The organism is Kitasatospora sp. NPDC059462 (assembly GCF_042749955.1).
In the GTDB taxonomy this organism is placed as follows: domain Bacteria; phylum Actinomycetota; class Actinomycetes; order Streptomycetales; family Streptomycetaceae; genus Kitasatospora.
In genome coordinates this window covers 25,611-44,007 of record NZ_JBHYUU010000010.1, presented here as the reverse complement: position 1 = coordinate 44,007, position 18,397 = coordinate 25,611, and the positions used below count along the sequence as shown (strand labels likewise).

Below are 18,397 nucleotides of genomic sequence, written 5' to 3'. Positions count from 1 at the left end.
GCTGTTCTGTTTCTCAGACCCGAAGGAACACCATGCCCGCCACGGCCACCGCCGCGAGCACGGCGATCACCAGGGCGTGGACCCTCACGTCCCACTGCTTCGAGCGGTGTTCAGCGGCACGGTCCAGCGTGAACTCGGCCGGGTCGGCGGCCGTGTAGTGGACCGTGACCTCACGGCCGTACGCGCCGGCGGGGTCCGGGAGGTGTGACGTGCAGTGGGCCGTGACGACGGTGCCCCCGCGCGTCACGAACGACACGACCGGGGTGATCGTGGTCGTGGTGTGGCCGTCGTCCTGGTCGACGCTGACGTCCTTCAGGACGGCGACGACCCGCCCCTGCACGGTCTCCATCGCGGCCAGCCTGCCGAGGCGGTCGTTCCCGGCACGCACCGCCCCGGGCAGCTGAACGGCGCCGAGGAGTGCCAGCGGCCCGCCGGAACCGATCAGCGCCCACGGCCACCCCCAGTCGACCGAGGCGAGGACCACCAGCCCGGCGTAGACCAGGAAGGCCGCGCAGCTCGGCAGGCCCAGCCCGCGCGCGGGCTTCTCGGGGACGTCGGAGAACCGGTAGGCGTGCGGCCTGCCCCGCGGATGGTTGAGCCCGATCTCCCGGCCCTCCCACGCCGAGGTGATCATCTCGCCGCGCTCACCGTCGTTCGTCACGATGACGTCCTGCCCGGAGGCCGGGTCGCGGTAGGAGACGACCACCGATATCCCGCCCGACCGGGACCCGCCGTGCCGGGGTGCCCGCACCCGGTCGATCCGCCCCGTGAGCCGGACCGTCCGCTGCGCCTTGGTCACGCCGGCCAGCGACATGCCGACCCCGATCAGCGCCGCCGCACCCCACACCGCACACCACAGCACCAGTGACTCATGCCACCCCACGCGTTCTCCTCCGGCCGATCCGGTCCGATCCGGTCAACTGCCGTTGCGCCGGAGTACTGTGCCCTGCCCGTCCGCTTCCAGGCTTCCGGTGCCCCGGTCGCCGGTCACCACGACCCTGAGCGTGAGCGAGCCGCCGACGGCGTCGGCGGTCAGCTGCCAGCTTCGCGGGGAGTCGACGCCGAGGCCGGTCCTGGCCTCCTCGACCAGCGCGGCGACGCGATCGAAGGGCAGCGAGCGGGGGTCGAACCCGGCGGTCCGCACGCCGGTGGGGGAGAAGACGACCGTCAGCAGGCGGTCCTGCACGACGACGGTGAGTGCCTGGCGGGTGTCCCCGTCCTGCGTCAATGACTCGACGGCCTTGCGTAGTTCGCCGCGGTCGAGCATCGACTGGCCCGGCCCGAGGGTGACCGTGCCGGTCGCCGACGTGACGGTGGTCGTGGACGACGAGGACGACGAGGAGGAGACGGGCGGATTCGGGGCGGCGCCGCTTCCCCCGTGGCCGAACAGGTCGGCGCGGAAGAGCAGAAGTACGCCGGCCACGCCGAGCAGCAGGCCGAGGAGGGTGAGGAACCCACCGGCACGGCTCTCCGGGGGATCGTTCCTCATGGCCGGACCGGGCGCCGAGTCCAGGCGCGCGCCGGCCGCCCGCTCCTCCCACGCCGGTGTCGGCCGCGTCACGATCCGGACCTTCCAGGGCCGGTCCGGCTGGTACTCGACCACCACGATCCCGCGCGGGCGGTAGTCGGGCAGCTCCACGAGGTTGACGTCCTGCCGGATCTCGACCCGGTACGCCGGCGCGTCGTCCGGTGCGACGGTCAGCTCGAACCGCACCGGCACGTCACTGGTGTCGCTCCCGACGGCCTCCCGGCTCTCGATCATCGCGAGCGCCGTGCTCGGCGCGACGGCACTCTCACGGGAGCGGTGCGGCAGGGTGCAGAGGTGGAAGACCAGGCCGTAGACCGCGGGCAGAGCCAGCCCCAGGACGATCAGCGGCGCCTTCCCGACGACGCACCCGCCGATGAACGCGGTCACTGACACCCCGATCGCGCCACCCGTCAGGAACCCCAGGGCGAGGCCCGCGGGCGTGGTGCGCGAGGGTGGCGCGACCGTGGTGATCGTCATACGGCTGATTGTGCACGGTGCGGGTGACGGCCGACAGGCTCGCGGACGACCTCGTCGGTGGGGACCGTCCGGTCCGTTCTCTGCCGGTCGAACGGGAGATCAGGACAGGTAGTAGGCGGGTGCCGCCCGGCGCACCAGGGCGTAGAGGACCTCGGGCTTGCCCAGCAGGTAGTTGCTCATGGCCAGGGCGGCGGCCGTACCCTCGCCCACGGCGCTGGGGATGCGGCGCTCGCTGCGGAAACGGACGTCGCCGGCCGCGAAGACGCCGGGCTTGTTGGTGGCCATGGCGGTCACGTTCGTGAGCTCTTCCGCGTGCGTCTTGGGGTCGAACGTGCCGTCCCTCATCGCGTCGTAGTAGATGTCCAGGTCGGTGGCGACCAGTCCGTACTTCGCCTTCGTGCCGTCCGGCTTCCGCTTGCGGACTACGGTGACGCCCGCGTCCTCGATCCACTTGGTGTCGGGGTCGGCACCGATGACGGCGTAGACGGCGGTGACGTCGTACGACTTGGTGACGATGGTCTTGCCGGTCTCGCCGGTGCTCACTGTCAGCTTCGCGTTCGCGGACGTGGCGGCTTTGAACTCGATGGCCTCGGTGTCGGCCACGACCGTGATGTTCTTGTCCTCCTTGACCTTGTCGTAGACCACCTTGAGCATGTCGGCGCCTGCGGTCTTGCCGCGGATCAGCAGGATGACGTCGGCCCCCGTGGCGGAGAACATCAGGGCGGCCCGTCCGGCGGAGTCGCCGCCACCGATGACCATGATCGTGTCCTTCTTCGTCACGCCCTCCGCGTCCCCGGGCAGGGCGTAGTAGGAGATGCCCTGGTCCTCGAAGTCGGCGGCGGTCTTCTGCGTCAGCTTGCGCGGGACGAGACCGGTGGCGAGCAGGACCAGCGAGGCCTCCACCGTGACGTCCGGGGAGCCCTCGGAGTTGGTCGCGGTGATCTTGTGCTTCGTCGTCTTCGGATCCTTGCTGAGCTCCAGCTTCGTCACACCGTAGCCGGGCAGCCACTCGGTCCCGAACTTCTTCGCCTGGACGACGGCCTTGTGGCACAGCAGCCTGGACTCGATTCCGTCATCGAACCCGAAGTAGTTGTCGATCTCGTTGATCGACGTGGCGGCCGTCCCGCCCGGGGCGTACTGCTCGATGATGAGCGTGGTGAGGCCGTAGAGGCTCCGGGCGTTGATGGCCGCGGCCAGGCCGGCGGGGCCGCCCCCGATCACGACGAGGTCGTACGCCTCCTTCGTCCTGGGGAGCAGCAGGCCCAGCTGCTCGGCAAGCTTGGCGATCGTGGGGTTCTTGAGAGGCGCCGGGCCCACGCCCGTCACCACGATGTCCGCGTCCAGGCTGGGGGAGAACTCGACGTCGTAGTCGTTGAGTTCCAGGTACCGCTTGATCCGTTCGACCTTCCTGTCCTTGGTCTTCGCCGAGATCGTGGCCTTGAACTTCGACATGACGCTCCTCCTTGCGGGCGGCGGGCGGCCCGACTGCCCCGAAGCCTACGGTGCGTGTGCGAATGTTCACCGTGCGCCACGCCTTGCCGGGGCCGGGTCCCCGGGGGCGTGTGGGCCCCGGGGGCCCGCCGGCTACTGGGTGACCGAGCGGAAGAGCCAGTGGAGCCGGGCGGTGGCGAGTCCGGGGCGGGTGATGGTGACCGTGTCGACCACGGTGCTGCGGGTCAGGTCGAGGTGCTCGTAGGGGCTGGAGAAGTTGGACAGCAGCGTCCCGTTCGGGCCGTCGTTGGTCCTGCACCACAGGTAGCCGTTGTCGTTGGGGCGGTAGTCGCCCATGGTGACGACGTCGCCGTTCTGCGGGGTCCCGGGGTGGGCCGTCGTGGAGTTGACGTACTGGCGGCCGTACACGAGGTACACGCAGTTGTCGTCGCCGTCCGGTCCTGCGGCGATGGTGCTGAACCGCTGGTTGTTCCCGTGCAGGTCCGGGGCCAGGTAGACCGGGTAGGGCGCGGTGTCCATGCCGTCGACCGAGAGCGTGGTGTTCGCGTCGCCGGAGTCCGTCGCGACGATCTCGGTGAGCCGGGTGCTCTCCTGGGGGTCCTGGAGGAACCAGCGCTGGGCCGCCGAGCCGGTCTGGTCGAGGCCGACGACGCCGAGGCCCGGGCCGAGGTCCGTGAGGAACTGGCGGGTGACGTAGTTCTGCAGGGTCCAGGTGCCGTCGCCGTGGGAGACCGGCTGCCAGAGCTGGTCGAGCGCCGGGCTCGGCCACAGCACCGTCCGGGCGTCGCGGGCCCCGCCCTCCTGCCCGAGGTAGCGGCCGGGGTAGGGCACGGTGGCATGGAACAGGCGGTAGTAGCCGCTGTACTCGGGGTCGGGCGCCAGGCTGAACGCCTGTCCCTGGATGTCGGCCCGGTTGACCGGCTGGTCACTGACCACGTGGGTGCTGCTGCCGGGGGCGGCCACGTTGGTGGTGGCGGCGTTGCGCAGGACGGCGGAGTTCGGCACCGGCACCGTCACCGTCTGCGACCGTGGCGGGTTCGGCAGGTTGCCGACCTCCATCACGACGGGGTAGTGGTCCGACAGCAGGATGTCGGCCCGGTTGAGCCCGAGGACGGTGGGATTCGCGTTGCCGACGGGAACGGCCGCGTAGTCGAGGACGCGGTCCGGGGTGTTCGAGCCCAGCCGCCGGACGGTCGGATGGGTCGGCACCGCCGGGGCGTGCACCGTGAACTCACCGGCGACCGCGGTGGCCAGCGACCTGTCCGGCTCGGTCGGGTCGGCCGGGGGCAGCGGCGCACGGTTGTAGTCGCCGAGGGCGATCCAGGGCAGCGGGGTCCCGTTGGGGCCGGCGGTGGCCATCCGCGTCCGGATGTTCCGCAGCAGGTCGGGATCGTCGCCGCCGCTCCCCGAGAGGCCGTGCACCGTGAAGTACACGACGCCGTCGACGTTGACGCCGAGCGCGGGCCGGCCGGTGGAGCCGCTGTACAGCCCGGCCCCGACGACGTACACGTCCTGGGACGGGACCTGGGAGCGGGTCATGATGGCCAGGTTGACCCGGCCCGTCGAGGTGTTGGGATCGGTGTCCGTGTGCAGCCAGTACAGGTAGTTCTGCGGCCTGGCGGCCGTCCCCCCGTACCGGTACTCGCGGACCGGCGGCGCGTGGCCGATCCAGTCGAAGAACACCTCCGGGTTCTGCGGGATGTCCTGCGAGAACGTCGCGCCGCTGGGCGGGGCGCCGGCCTCCTGGAGGGCGATGATGTCGGCCCGGTTCTGCACCGCCAGCTGGTTCACTCCCAGCGTGTACTTGCTCTCGTAGGCGGCGGAGCCCTCGCCCGTCCCGCCGCCGGTGCCCGCGCCCTGCATGTTCCAGGTGGCGATCTTGCGGCGGTTGTTCGTCCGGGGGTCGAGCTCGCCGCCGGTGTCCCGCAGGAACAGCGAGGGCCGCTTGCCGACGTCGGTGGGGACGACGCCCTGGCCGGCGAAGTCGAGGGTCTCCCGGCCGGTCCAGTCCGGGATCGCCTGGCCGCCCTGGCTCAGCGGCTGGAACCGCTGCGGGTTGCCGTTGGCGGAGCCGAACTGGAAGGCGGTGCCGGACTGGCTGCCGTACGGGGCGTACGGCGCGAACGGGCCGCCCGGCGTCGCCTGCTTGACCATGGTGTTGTTGTAGAAGACGTTCTGCGGGCCCGAGGAGCCGGACCACTTGACCGCCTTGGGGCCGGCCGCCCACCAGACCGGGTACCACGTCCCCTCGTCGATCTCGCCGCCCTCGCCGCCGCAGTTGGTCTGGCAGTTGCCGGAGCGGTGCTCGTAGGGGACCCGCAGGGTGTTCTGCTCGAAGAGGTTGTTGTGCTCCCACCCGCCGTGCAGGTTGAGGTCGGAGTCGAGGTCGTTGCGGAAGGCGACGTTGCCGCTGGCCGACCACTGGAAGGTGAAGTGGCGCAGGTTGCGGCTGAGGTTGTAGGCGTACAGCGAGTCCCAGACCCGGCTGCCGCGCAGGTAGCCGTTGCCGCCCTTGCCCTTGTTCCAGGCGCCGTCGAAGCTGTTGCGCTCGATCTGGAGGTTGCGGGCGTCCTCGGTGACGATCGGGTGCGAGCCGGTCATCTCGGCCTTCAGCCCGCGCGCCCAGTCGTTGGCGGCCCACTTGAAGACGATGCCGTGCATCGCGTACTCGGGCGCCATGTTGCCGTAGTTGTGCACGGCCTGGTCGGGGGTCAGGTTGTAGCTGCCGCCGCCGAGCCTGGGCAGGCCGTTCATGTCCTGGGTGAAGGCGAAGTCCTCGAAGCCGACGCCCTGGACGACCTTCAGCGGGGTGACCTTGCTGGCGTACGGCTTGTCGCCGAGCGCGGGGGAGCCGTCCGAGGTGGAGTCGACCGGCAGGTCCCACTCCAGCGGGCGGTCCAGGGTGACCGTCCTGGCCGTGGCGTCGACCGCGCTGACGCGGAACATCTGCTGCCGCATGTGGAGGTTGTCCATCTGGCTGCGGTCGGAGACGCCCTGCTGCTCGTAGAACTTGACGCTGTTGGCCGCGCCGACCCAGACGTAGCCGCCCGGGGCGAACTTCTTCATGTCGGCCTTGGGGTCCAGCTGGACGACGTCCTGGCCCTGGCGGGCCGCCCAGCCGGGGTCGGCGGCCTTGGCGGCGACCTTGATGCCGGAGGCCCAGTGCTGGTTGACGCTGCCCTCGAAGATGTCCTTGCGGTTCGCCGGGGCGGCGGCCCAGTCGTCCTGGTAGCGCTCGGCGATGTCCCGGGTCTGGACGCGGAACAGGCCGCGCCCGGGCCAGATCCAGCCGCCGGTGCCGACGTCGCTGCCGCTGCCGGCCTTCATGCTGTCCTGGTCCCAGCGGCCGTTGACCAGGGTGTCGTAGCGGGTGTTGGTGTCGGGGCGGAACACCAGGCGGGTGCCGCCGGCGCCGGAACCCTGGCCGCGCAGGACGAGGTAGTCGGCGTCCACGTAGATCTGCCGGGAGAGGTCGATCCGGCCGGCCGGCAGGGAGATCAGCGAGAGGCTGTCGAAGTTGGCGTTGGGCGAGCAGTTGGCCTTGATGTCGTCGATCGCCCGCTGCAGGCCGGTGGTGTCGTCGACCCCGTCGTCGGGCCGGACGGAGTACTGGGAGGCGAGCCTGTCCGGGGTGATGCGGCAGCCGGCGTCACCGGTCAGGCCGCCGCTGCCGGGCAGCTGCCGGCCGCCGCGGAAGCCCGCGCGGGACCAGTCGGGCATGCCCGGAGCCGGGCCGGTGCGGTTGGCGAAGCTCAGGTCCGGGCCCTCGGCTCCGGGACCGGCGGTGACGGTGCCGGCCGGCAGCGGGTCCGCGACGGCCGGAGCCGTGGGGACGAGCGCGGGCAGGACGGCGGAGAGCAGCAGGCCGGACAGCAGTGCGGCCGTTGGACGTGGACGTTTCACGGGACCTCGTTCCGGGGGGAGTCACGGAAGTGCCCCCGGCTCCTTGCGGGACGGGGGCGGGTGGCGAACGGTCCGGTCCGGCGGGTCGGTGCCCGCGGACCGGACGCGGCCGCTAGCAGGAGAAGCGCAGACCGGACATCCGGTCGTTGAGGTAGTTGTGGTTGGTGCCGGCGTCGTAGTCGCCCTTGTAGCCCCAGCTCCAGGCCGGCGCGTAGTCCAGGATGGAGGGGTGGAGCTCGCCGTAGGGGTCGTCCCAGAACTCGATCCCGCACTGCGTGTTGTTGATCCAGGACGACACCTGGTTGTTGGCCAGGTCCCCGTTCAGGAAGTGGACCTGCGTCAGCCGCACGATCGAGCCGCTGCCGGCCGGCGGCGCGGTGACGATCGCCTTCGAGCCGGTGCCGCCGCCGTTCTGGTAGAGGCAGAGCGCCCAGCCGGGGCAGCCGTCGTACGGGGGGTTGGCGGCGGACGCCGGCGTCGCCGTGAGGAGCAGGGCCGCCGCGGCGACCGCGCCCGCGAGGACGGTCGCCGGCTTGGAGGACTTGAGGGCCACGATGGGACTCGCTTTCCGGGTCTGCCTGCGGCTGTGGCACAGGCGGATGACAGTGCTCGGGCGCGACGGGCCCCGGGCCGGGCTCGCCGCACCACGAGACTGCCGCCCGGACGCGGGCCGCGGCATCAGTCAAATGACTGCGGACGGCCAAGGCGCCCGAGGCGGTGATGCGTCGCGCCGGGAAACGGACCAGAAACATGGGATACCGCCGAACCGGCCGGGACCGCGAGGATTTCGGTCCGTGGCGCCGGCCGCCGAGAGGGCGCCGGGCGCCGGCGATTCCGTCCTCCCGAAGGAGCGTTCTCCCATGAGTCTTCGCCGATCGGTCTCCGCGGCGGCCACCGCGGCCGTGCTGGCCCCGCTGCTGGCGCTGGCCGCCGGGACCGCGCAGGCCGCGCAGGGGCCCGCCACCGATCCCGGGCCCGTGAACGTGGCGCAGGCGCCCGATCCCGGCTTCGCGACCCTGCCGTCGTTCCCCTCGATGCTGCAGCTCTCGCGGCAGCAGCAGTGCAGGAACGCCTACAACGTCAACTACTGGGTCGGCGGCGGGCCGTTCGCCGTCACCCAGCTGAAGGTCTGCCTCAGCGCGCCGACCACCCTCGCGACCGGTGCGCAGATCTTCTTCTCCGGTGACCTGCACTACGTCCCGTCCGACACCACCGTCGACCCGGGCGGGCCGGTGGTTCCGACCGGGCCCGTCGTCGACCCGAACGGGCCTGTTCTCGTCCCGGGCGGGCCGGTTCTCGACCCGGCCCTCCCCACCACCCCCTGATCCGGCAGCCGGCCCGCAGCGCGGTCCGCCCGCAGCCGGTCCGTCCGCAGTCTGTCCTTCCGGGCAGGGAGTCGGCCCGGACGGACACAAACCGCCCTTCCCGTACGTGACCTGTCGGTCCGTCGGGCAGGATCCGGGATCGTACCAGGATTGGTACAGACCACATGCGGGTCACTGTGGTAGAACCTCAACTCCGAGCCACAGAGGGGCCCGTGGCGCGGTCCGCCCCTTCGGTGGGGAGGGCGGCGAGGGGAGCGGCGGATGCTACTGGTGGGAGTCGGGCGCGGGATCCGGCAGCGCGGACCGGTGCTCGCGGCCGTGGCCGTGAGCGTCCTGGTGGCCACCGCGGTGCTCGCCGCGGTGGCCGGGCTGGCCCGGTCGGCCGCCACCGCCGGGGTGCGCGAGCGGCTCGCCGCCGACGCCGGCCACGCGGTCGAGGTGAGCGGACGCTGGTCGGCGCAGGGGCTGCCCGCCGCCGACCCGGCGGTGCGCGCGGCGCTGGCCCGGACGATGGCCGGCACCCCGTTCCGCACCGAGACCGCGGTGCGCGGCGCCGCCGCGGTCAACCTGCCGCTGCCGCCCGCCGCCCGCCAGCGGGCCGACGACACCGTGCTCGCCGCCGTCCCGGTCTCGCTGCCCGGCGCCGACCGCTACGCCCGTCTGCGCAGCGGCAGTTGGCCGGACGCCCCGGGCACCGCCCCGGCCGCCGACGGCGCGCTGCGCGTCGCCCTGCCCGCCGACGCCGCCGACCGGCTCGGTGTGGACAGCGGCGTCACCCTGGCCGTCCGGCACCCGGGCACCGGCGAACCGCTCACCCTCGCCGTGACCGGCGTCTACCGGCCCGACCCGGACGCCGCCGCGCTCTGGACCGGCCTCGGCGGCGCCGACGGCGCGGGCCGCCCGCTGCTGCTGACCGACGGCGCCGCACTGACCGCACTGCCCCGCTACGGCGACCGGGCGCTCGCCGTCTGGCTGGCCCTGCCCGACACCGGCGGGTCGAGCCTGTCCGAACTCGCCGCGCTGCGCGGCCGGGTGGCCGTCCTCACCCGTTCGGACACCGGCCGCTCGGTCTACCGGGGCGCCGAACCGGCGCTGGCCGACACCACGGTCTTCAGCACCCTGCCCGCCGCGGTCGACGGCCAGGTGCTGCCGGCCCTGACGGTCCGCTCCGAGGTCGCCGTCCCGGGCGCCCTGCTCGCGCTGCTCGCCGCGGTGGTCCTGGTGCTGACGGCCCGCCGGCTGGCCGACGTCCTCGCCGCCGACCAGGCGCTGCGGCGCTCCCGGGGCGCGGGCGCGGTCCGGCTGCTCGCGGCGGCGGCCGGCGAGTGGGCGGTGGCGGTGGTGCCGGCGGCACTCTGCGGGCTGCTGCTGGCCCGGCCGCTGCTCGCCGGGGTGCTGCACGCCGCCGGGGCCCGGGGCCTTGCCGCGGACGACGGCGGGACCGTCCGGTGGGCCGCGGGATTCGTGCTGCTGGTGCACGGCGCGGCGCTGCTGCTGCCGCTCGCCCGGCAGGCGCTGGACCCGGGCGCCCTGCGGGCGCTGCGCCGGCGCGGGCCGCGGCTGCTCGGGCCGCAGCGGGCCGGCGCGGACCTGGCACTGCTCGCCGTGGCGGCCCTCGGCTTCGTCCAACTGCGGCGCTACCGGGGCGTGGTGGCCGGCGGCGCGGACGCCGGGTTCGACTCCTGGGCCGACCCGACGCTGGTGCTCGCCCCCGCCGCCCTGGCGGTGGCCGGCGCGGTCCTGCTGCTGCGGGTGCTGCCGGTGGCCGGGCGGCTGCTGGAACGGGCGGCCGCCCGGGCCCGCGGACTGGTGCTGCCGCTGGGGGCCTGGCGGCTGAGCCGCGACACCGGCCGTCAGGCGGTGCCGGTGCTGGTGACCCTGCTGGCGGTGGCCGCCGGCAGCCTGGCCGCCGGGGTGCTGGCCGCGCTGCCGGCCGGCGACCGCGCCCGGGCGGCCCACACGGTCGGCGCCGATCTGCGGCTGACCGGGGTGTCGGGCCCGCCGGTGCGCCAGCACGGCGCACTGGCCGCCCTGCCGGGCGTCACGGCGCTCACCCCGGTCGCCGAGCAGTCGGCCTTCGTGGGCTCCTCCGTGGTCCAGACGGTCGCCGTCGACACCGCGGCCGCCTCCGCCGCCGGGCTGCCGTTCCTGCGCCGGGACCTCGCCGACCGCCCGGTCCCCGAGCTGCTGGCCCCGCTGACCGCCGCCGCCCCCGCCCAGGGGATCCCGGTGCCCGGCGAGCCGGGCGCACTGGAGGTGACCGTGACGGCGAGCGCCGACCGTCCGCTCCCGGCGCCCGGCCCGGAACTCCGGCTGTGGCTCCAGGACGCCGACGGGCTGACCGAGCAGCTGAGCGTCCCGCTGACGGCCGACGGGCACCCGCACACCGTGACCGTCCCGCTGGCCGACGGCGCGGCGCGCGCCCACCCGCTGACTTTGGGCCGGCTCGGCGTCGACTTCACCGGCCGGCAGCGCACCCGCACCACCCTCGACCTGCGCGTGGAGCGGATCGGCGCCGTCACCGGCGGGCAGCGCACCGACCTGACCCTGCCACCGGGGCGCAGCTGGGCCCGCGCCGACACGGCCCCCGTCGAGCCCGCGGCACTCGGCTGCCCCGGCACCGGGGCGCCCAGGGGTGACGGCCGCCCGTCGGCCTCGGGCCACCACGCCGACGCCTGCGCCCTGGAGTCGGACGGCGCCGATCTGCTGCACGCGGTGCTGCGCTCCCAGGAGGAGCTGAACGGGGCCGCCCGCACGGGCGTGGTCCTGACGGTGCGGCCCGGCACCGGCACCGGCGCCCCCGAACTCCCGGTGCTGCCCGTGCTCGCCGACCGCGCGCTGCTCGACGCCGTCCGCGCCAGGGCCGGCGACACCGTCGACCTCGCCTGGGAGCACGACGGGAGCGGCACCCAGAAGGTCCGGATCACCGGAGTCGTCGACGCGCTGCCCGGCTACGACCGGACCCAAGGCCACCTGCTGCTGGACCTTCGCGCGGTCGCCGCCGCCCGGTCGCTCACCGGGGCGCCCCCGCCCACCGCCACCCGCTGGTGGCTGGCCAGCGACGATCCGGCGGCCACCTGGGCGGCCGTGAACGATCACGGCGCGTACGGCCGCCCGCAGAGCGTCCCGGAGGTGGCCGCCGCCCTGGCGGACGGCCCGTTCCGGACCGGACTGCGCTGCGCCTGGCTGCTGGTCCTGGTCACCGCGCCGCTGTTCGCGGTGACCGCCCTGACCCTGCACACGGTGAGCACCGCCCGCTCCCGCCGCCGTGAGTTCGCGGTGCTGCGCGCGCTGGGCGTGCGGCGCGGCGAGCTGACCGCGCTGCTGCGCGCCGAACAGGTGGCGGTGACCGTGCCCCCGGTGCTGCTCGGGGGGCTGCTGGGCCTGGTGCTCGCCGCGCTGCTGCCGGAGTTCACCGTGCTGGACGACAACGCGGGCCCGCTCTTCCCGGTCATGGCCACCGCCCCGGGGCGGCCCGCCGCCGTGCTCACCGCGCTGGTCGCCGGGCTGCTGCTCGCCCTCGCGGTGGTCGTCCTCACCCGGCTGCTGGCCAGGGTCGACCTGGTCCGCGCCCTGCGCGCGGGGGAGGACGGATGAGCGGCGCGCCTGCGGACGGACGCTTCGACGGGGGGAGCCCGGCATGCTGACACTGCGCCTGATCCGGCGCGAGGCGCGGACCGCCTGGCCGGTCGCGGCCGTGCTGGCGCTGCTCGCCGTCCTGCTGACGGCGGTCCCGCTGAGCTGGCCGCCCCGGTTCGACCGGCTGGCGGCGGGCACGCTCGCGGACCGGGTGGACCGCGCGGAGCCGTCCCGGCCGGTGCTCTCCGCCGGCGTCGTCACCGTTCCGGCGCCGTGGCGGCCGGCACCGGCCCCCGGCACGCTCGACCGGGACCTGGACCGGATCGGCGGGGCGGTGCGCGCCGCCGCCGGTCTGCGGCGGACCGCCGTACTCGGCACCCCGTGGGCCCGGGTGACCACCGGCCTGGCGAGCGTGCGCGGGCCCGGGGTGGCCACGTTCTACGGCGACGACCCGCCGGGCGTGACCCTGGTCCACGCCCAGCACGACGGCCCGGACGGGCCGGTCGAGTACCTCCGGGGCCGCGCGCCGCAGCAGCCCGCCGAGGACCTGGCCCCGGGCATCCCGGGTGAGAAGCCGCCACCGGTCGAGGTCGCGGCCTCCGAGGCGACCCGGGAGAAGTTCAACCTGGCGCTGGGGCAGCCGTTCGAGCTGACCGGGGCGGAGTGGTCCACCGAGGCGGTGCTGGTCGGGGTCTTCCGCACCGACCGCGGCGCGCAACGGCTCTGGCAGCGCTCCCCGCTCCTGGTCCGGCCCTGGCCCGTGCTGGCCGCGGCCGGCAACGGCACCAAGTGGGAGATGGACGCCCAACTGCTCACCAGCGCCGGGGGGATCGAGCTGCTCGCCCGGCAGAAGCACGGCTTCGACGTCACCTGGGAGCTGCCGCTGACCGTCGACCGCTCCGGGCCGGGCGCCACCGCGGCCGGGATCGCCGCGGCACGCGAGGACCTGGCCGCGTGGCGCGCCACGCCCTCGGACCGGCTCTGCGACGCCTCCCGCAGCGATCCCTGCCTGCTGGCCGGCCAGGAGGTGCGCACGCTCTCCGTCGCCGACCGGCTCACTCCGGAGCTGGACGCCTTCGCCGCCCAGCGGCTGCGCACCGAACAGCTCCAGGGCTTCGCGCTGGCCGGCCTGCTCGCCGTGGTGGTGGCCACCGCCTTCGCCGCCGCCAGGCTCGGGGTCCACCGCCGGGCCGGCGCCTTCGCGCTCCAGCGCTCGCGCGGCGCCGGTGCGGCCGGCATCGCGGGCCGCCTGCTGCTGGAGTCCGCGGTGGCGGTCGGCGCGGGCGTCGCGGTGGGCCGGGCGATCGGCCGTGCGCTCGCGCCGCCGGGCGCCGGGCTCGGTCCGTCCGGTCCGGTCCTGGTCGCCGCCCTGCTGGTCTGGTGCGCGCCGGCCGTCGTCCTGCTCGCCCGGACCGGGCGGGGCCGCCCGCGGCCGCGCTCGCGCCGGCTCGTCCTGGAGGGCCTGGTGCTGCTGTCGGCCGTCGGCGGGCTGGCCGCGCTGCGCACCCGCGGCGCCTTCGCGAGCTCCGGCATCGACCCCCAACTCGCCTTCGCCCCGGTGCTTCTGGCGCTGGTCGTGGTGGGCCTGCTGCTGCGCCTGCTGCCGCCGGCGCTGCGCCGGGCGAGCCGTGGGGCGCGCCGTTCGCGCGGCCTGGTCCCGCTGGTGGCGCTGGCCCGCGCCGGGCAGCGGAGCGGCGCGGCGGCGCTCGCCCTGCTGGTCCTGGTGCCGGCCATGGGCTACGGCGTCTACGGCGGCCTGATCCCGCGCACCCTGGCCGACGGCCGGGAGCAGCTCGCCGACTGGCGCACCGGCGGGGCGCCCGTCGCGCTGGTCGGCTCGAAGGAGCGGCTGGCCGGCGACCTGTCGAAGGTCCCCACCGTGGGACACCAGGTGACCGTCACCGGCGCGACCGGCGACCTCGTCGCGCAGTCCGACGGCACCGCCTTCGAGGGCACCCGGCTGGTCGGGCTGGACGCCGCCGCCCTCGGCGCCGCCCGGCCGTCCTCCCCGATGGCCCGCGCCCTGGCGGCCGCCCCCGGGGCCGACGCGCCGGTCGGCGGCAGCGACGACGCTCCGGTGCTCACCGCGCTGGCCGACCCCGGCCTCGCCGCCCTGGCCCCCGACGGCGACTTCGTGCTCTCCGCCCTGGGCATGCCCCGGGCGCGGGTCCGGGTGGTCGGCGCCCTGCCCCGGGAGGCGATGCGCGACCCGGTGCTCGGACCGGTGCTCGGCAGCGCGCCGAAGCGCGGCGCGGTCCTGGTGTTCACCGGCCCGTCGGCGCGGCGGCTGCCCGCCCAGACGGACCCGTCCGCCGTCCTGCTCCACCCGGCCGCGGGCGGACCGGCCGTGGACCCGGCCGCGGTGCGGGCCGCCGCCGCCACCCAGCTCGCGCCCAGCGGAGCGGCCGGGCCGCAGGCCGAACTGCGGGACCGTGCGCACGAGCTGGAGGCACTGGGCGCGGACGGGCTGGCCCACGCGCTGGACCTGGCCTTCCGGGTCACCACGGTGCTCGGCCTGCTGCTCGGGCTCGCCGCGTTCGCCCTGGACCTGCTGCTCACGGCCGGCGAACGCGCCCGGACGACGTCCTGCCTGCGCACCCTGGGCACCGGCGGACGCGCGGTGTTCGCCCTGCAGCTGCTCCAACTGCTGCCGCTGGTGCTGGCGGCGGCGCTCGGCGGCACCGCGTTCGGCCTGCTGCTGCCCTCCGTGCTGGGCCCCGGCCTGCGGCTGGGGGCCGTCACCGGCGGGCCGTTCGAGCCCGCGACACACATCGACTGGACGGTCACCGCGGGGCTCGGCGTCGCGCTGGCCGTGCTGATGACGACGGCCGCCGCCCTGGAGGCGGCGATCGCCCGGCGCCGGGGACTGGGCGCCGTGCTACGACTGGGGGAGGCGTTGTGAGCGTCCGGCCGACCGAAGGGCCCGCCGCCGGGGGCGGGCGGCCCATGGTGCTCTGCGAGAACCTGGTGCGGATCTTCCGCACCGGCACCCGGGGCCGCGACGGCGTCGAGGTGCAGGCCCTCCAGGGGCTCGACCTGGCCGTGCGGGAGGGCGAACTGCTCGCCCTGGTGGGCGCGTCGGGCTCCGGGAAGTCCACCCTGCTGGGGATCCTGGCCGGCCTGGACAGCCCCAGCGCCGGCACCGCCGAGGTGGCCGGCACCGACCTGGGCACGCTCAAGGGGCGTGCGCGCACCGCCTACCGGCGCCGCACCGTCGGGACGATCCAGCAGCAGACCGCCGCCAACCTGCTGCCGTACCTGACGGCCCGGGAGAACGTGCAGCTGCCGATGGGCTACGCGGGCGTGCCGCGCCGCCGGCGGGCCGCCCGGGCCGGGGAACTGCTCGACCTCATGGGCATCGCCGCGGCCGCCGACCGCACCCCCGCCGCGCTCTCCGGCGGCGAGCAGCAACGGGTGGCGATCGCGGTCGCGCTCGCCAACGAACCCCGGCTGCTGCTCGCCGACGAGCCCACCGGCGAGCTGGACACCGCCACCTCGGAGGAGATCTTCGGCGCCCTGCGCACCGCCAACAGCGAGCTGGGCACCACCGTGCTGATCGTCACCCATGACGCCCTGGTGGCCGGCCAGGTCCGCCGCACGGTGCGGATCCGGGACGGCCGCACCGCCACCGAGGTGCTGCGCCGCACCGACGCCACCGGCGCGGACGGGGCGCTCGCGGCGCAGGAGTACACCGTCCTGGACCGGGTCGGCCGGCTCCAGCTGCCGAGGGAGTTCACCGAGTCGCTGGGCCTGGCGCACCGGGTGCGGCTGGTCCTGGAGGACGACCACATCGAGGTGTGGCCGGACCGGGACCGGCCGCACCGGTGAGCGGGCCGCTCAGCCCCGGGCGGTCGGCTCGCGGTGGGCGGCGACCAGCCGGTCGATGTCCTCGGGCGTCACGCTGCTCACGAACGCCGGGATGCGGCCGATCGGGAGGCTCGCGCCCATCGCGGCGGTGAGCGGGTCGTCGGTGTCGATGCCGACCGAGTCCGCCATCGCCCGCATCGCCGCGCCGATGATCTGCGCGCCGACCGGGTCGGCCAGCCAGTCGCCGACGGTGGACTCCGCGGTGAGCACGGGGCGGTGGCCGTCGGCGGCGCACTCGACCGCGGCGCGCAGCCGGACGTCCCGCGAGGAGGCACCGATCCGCAGCTCGAACTCCCCGCCCTCGACCCGCCAGCGGTGGTCGCGCACCGACCAGTGGGCGAAGGAGCGCTCGTCCAGCGCGATGGTCACCCGGGTGCTCTCGCCGGGCTCCAGGCGGACCTTGGCGAAGCCCTTCAGCTCGTGCTCGGGGCGGCGCAGCCGCGGGGCGCGCTCGTGCACGTACAGCTGGGCGACCTCGGCGCCGGCCCGGGTGCCGGTGTTGGTGACCGTGAACGAGACGTCGAAGCGGTTGTCCCCGGCAGGCGTCACCTCCAGGCCGTCGTAGCCGAAGGTGGTGTAGCTCAGGCCGTGGCCGAAGGGGTGGGCGACCGGCACGCCGAGGGTGTCGTAGTAGCGGTACCCGACGAACAGGCCCTCGCCGTAGTGGACCTGGCCGTCGGCGCCGGGGAAGTGGAGGTGACTGGGGTTGTCCTCCAGCCGCAGCGGGATCGTCTCGGCGAGCCGGCCCGAGGGGTTGTCGAGCCCGAACAGCAGCCGGGCCAGCGCCGTGCCGCCGGCCTGGCCGAGTAGCCAGCCCTCCAGGACCGCCCCGACCCGGTCCTGCCACGGGGTGAGCCGCACCGGCGCGCCGTTGGAGAGGACCACGGTGACGTCGGTGCCGCAGGCCGCGGCGGCGGTGGTGACGGCGTCGAGCAGGGCGAGCTGGTCGGCGGGCAGGTCGATGTCGGTGCGGTCGTAGCCCTCGGACTCGTGGGTCTCGGGCAGGCCGAGGAAGAGCACCGCGTGGCGGGCGGCCCGCACGGCCTCGACGGCCTCGGCGACCAGCGCCGGGTCGGCGGCGCCGTCGAGGGTGAAGCCGGGGGCGAAGCGGATCCGCTCCGGGTCGGTGACGGTCGCGCCGATCGCGTCCAGCGCGCTCTCCAGGCGGGTGGGCACGACGTGCGAGCTGCCGCCGCCCTGGAACCGCGGGGTGCGGGCGAACTCGCCGACGACGGCGACCCTCGCGGAGCCGTCGGGGTCGAGCGGCAGCAGGCCGCCGTCGTTCTTGAGCAGCACGGCGCACTGCGCGGCGGCGGCGACGGCCAGTGCGTGGTGCTCGTCCTCGTCGTAGCCGCCGCCGGGCACCCGGGCGGCGGCGGTGCGCGCCAGCAGGTCCAGCACCCGCCGGGCGGCGGTGTCCAGGGCGGCCGGGTCGAGCGAGCCGTCCTCGACGGCCGCGACGACCAGGGCCTCCCGGCCGGAGGGCGGCATCTCCAGGTCGAGTCCGGCGGCGAGCGAGGCGACCCGGTCGGCGACCGCGCCCCAGTCGCTGACCACCACGCCGTCGAAGCCCCATTCGCCGCGCAGCAGTTCGGTCAGCAGCCAGTGGTTGCGGGCGGCCGGGACGCCGTTGACCGTGTTGTAGGCGGCCATCACGGTGGTCGGGCGGGCGGTGGTGACGATGTGCTCGAAGGCGGGCAGGTAGATCTCGCGCAGGGTGCGCTCGTCGACGTTGGCGCTCACCCGGAACCGGTCGGTCTCCTGGTTGTTGACGGCGAAGTGCTTGAGCGAGGTGCCGACGCCCCGGGACTGCACGCCGTTCACCAGGGCGGCGCCGATCCGGGCGGTGAGCAGAGGGTCCTCGGAGAGGTACTCGAAGTTGCGCCCGCCGAGCGGGGAGCGCTTGATGTTGACGCCGGGGCCGAGGACGACCGAGACGTTCTTGGCGACGGCCTCCAGGGCGATGGCCCGCCCGATCCGCTCGGCGAGCGCCGGGTCCCAGGAGGAGCCGAGGGCGCAGGCCGGCGGGTAGCAGGTGGAGGGCTCGCTGCTGCCGATGCCGAGGGCGTCGCCGTCCTCGGGCTGCTTGCGCAGGCCGTGCGGGCCGTCGGTGAGCATGATGCCCTCGACGCCGGCCTCGGGCAGGGCACGGGTGTGCCAGAAGTCGCCGCCGGAGGTCAGCGCGGCCTGCTGCGCGGTCGTCAGGGCGGGGTGGTGGGTCCGGTCGGTCATGGTCGGGCTCCTTCGGGTCGGGGGGGTCGCGGTG

General features: G+C 75.0%; 10 protein-coding genes. 4 read left to right on the top strand and 6 right to left on the bottom strand.

Features of this window, described 5'->3' with window-relative positions; genetic code table 11:
* Positions 1 to 13: 13 nt before the first annotated feature.
* From ACFXAM_RS04940 to ACFXAM_RS04920, 5 genes are all read right to left on the bottom strand, one after another.
* Positions 14 to 883 (bottom strand): DUF3592 domain-containing protein, encoded by an 870-nt coding sequence (locus ACFXAM_RS04940; RefSeq protein ID WP_380287589.1) that lies wholly within the window; start codon positions 881 to 883, stop codon positions 14 to 16.
* Positions 884 to 916: 33 nt separating this feature from the next.
* On the bottom strand, positions 917 to 2,005 hold the full coding sequence (locus tag ACFXAM_RS04935; protein WP_380287588.1) for a hypothetical protein: 1,089 nt from the start codon (positions 2,003 to 2,005) through the stop codon (positions 917 to 919).
* A 99-nt stretch (positions 2,006 to 2,104) separates the two neighbouring features.
* Positions 2,105 to 3,457 (bottom strand): NAD(P)/FAD-dependent oxidoreductase, encoded by a 1,353-nt coding sequence (locus tag ACFXAM_RS04930; RefSeq protein ID WP_380287587.1) that lies wholly within the window; start codon positions 3,455 to 3,457, stop codon positions 2,105 to 2,107.
* A 132-nt stretch (positions 3,458 to 3,589) separates the two neighbouring features.
* The gene (locus ACFXAM_RS04925) at positions 3,590 to 7,360 is read right to left on the bottom strand and encodes an endonuclease/exonuclease/phosphatase family protein (protein ID WP_380287586.1); all 3,771 of its coding nucleotides are present in this window, start codon (positions 7,358 to 7,360) and stop codon (positions 3,590 to 3,592) included.
* Between the two features lie 112 nt (positions 7,361 to 7,472).
* The gene (locus ACFXAM_RS04920; RefSeq protein ID WP_380287585.1) at positions 7,473 to 7,913 is read right to left on the bottom strand and encodes a peptidase inhibitor family I36 protein; all 441 of its coding nucleotides are present in this window, start codon (positions 7,911 to 7,913) and stop codon (positions 7,473 to 7,475) included.
* A 307-nt stretch (positions 7,914 to 8,220) separates the two neighbouring features.
* Between ACFXAM_RS04920 and ACFXAM_RS04915 the strand changes: the two genes are divergently transcribed.
* The 4 genes from ACFXAM_RS04915 (at position 8,221) to ACFXAM_RS04900 (ending at position 16,092) form a co-directional block, all read left to right on the top strand.
* A complete protein-coding gene (locus tag ACFXAM_RS04915; RefSeq protein WP_380287584.1) occupies positions 8,221 to 8,685 on the top strand; it encodes a hypothetical protein in 465 nt (154 codons plus the stop codon).
* A gap of 261 nt (positions 8,686 to 8,946) precedes the next feature.
* Complete coding sequence (locus ACFXAM_RS04910; RefSeq protein WP_380287583.1) at positions 8,947 to 12,282, top strand: FtsX-like permease family protein; 3,336 nt, start codon at positions 8,947 to 8,949, stop codon at positions 12,280 to 12,282.
* Between the two features lie 43 nt (positions 12,283 to 12,325).
* Positions 12,326 to 15,166, top strand: a complete 2,841-nt coding sequence (locus tag ACFXAM_RS04905; protein ID WP_380287582.1) for a hypothetical protein — start codon at positions 12,326 to 12,328, stop codon at positions 15,164 to 15,166.
* 44 nt (positions 15,167 to 15,210) lie between these two features.
* Positions 15,211 to 16,092, top strand: coding sequence for an ABC transporter ATP-binding protein (locus tag ACFXAM_RS04900; RefSeq protein ID WP_380287632.1), 882 nt, complete (start codon positions 15,211 to 15,213; stop codon positions 16,090 to 16,092).
* Between the two features lie 9 nt (positions 16,093 to 16,101).
* On the opposite strand, the gene ACFXAM_RS04895 is transcribed toward ACFXAM_RS04900, so the two are convergent.
* Positions 16,102 to 18,363, bottom strand: a complete 2,262-nt coding sequence (locus tag ACFXAM_RS04895) for a glycoside hydrolase family 3 C-terminal domain-containing protein (protein ID WP_380287581.1) — start codon at positions 18,361 to 18,363, stop codon at positions 16,102 to 16,104.
* Between the last annotated feature and the right edge of the window lie 34 nt (positions 18,364 to 18,397).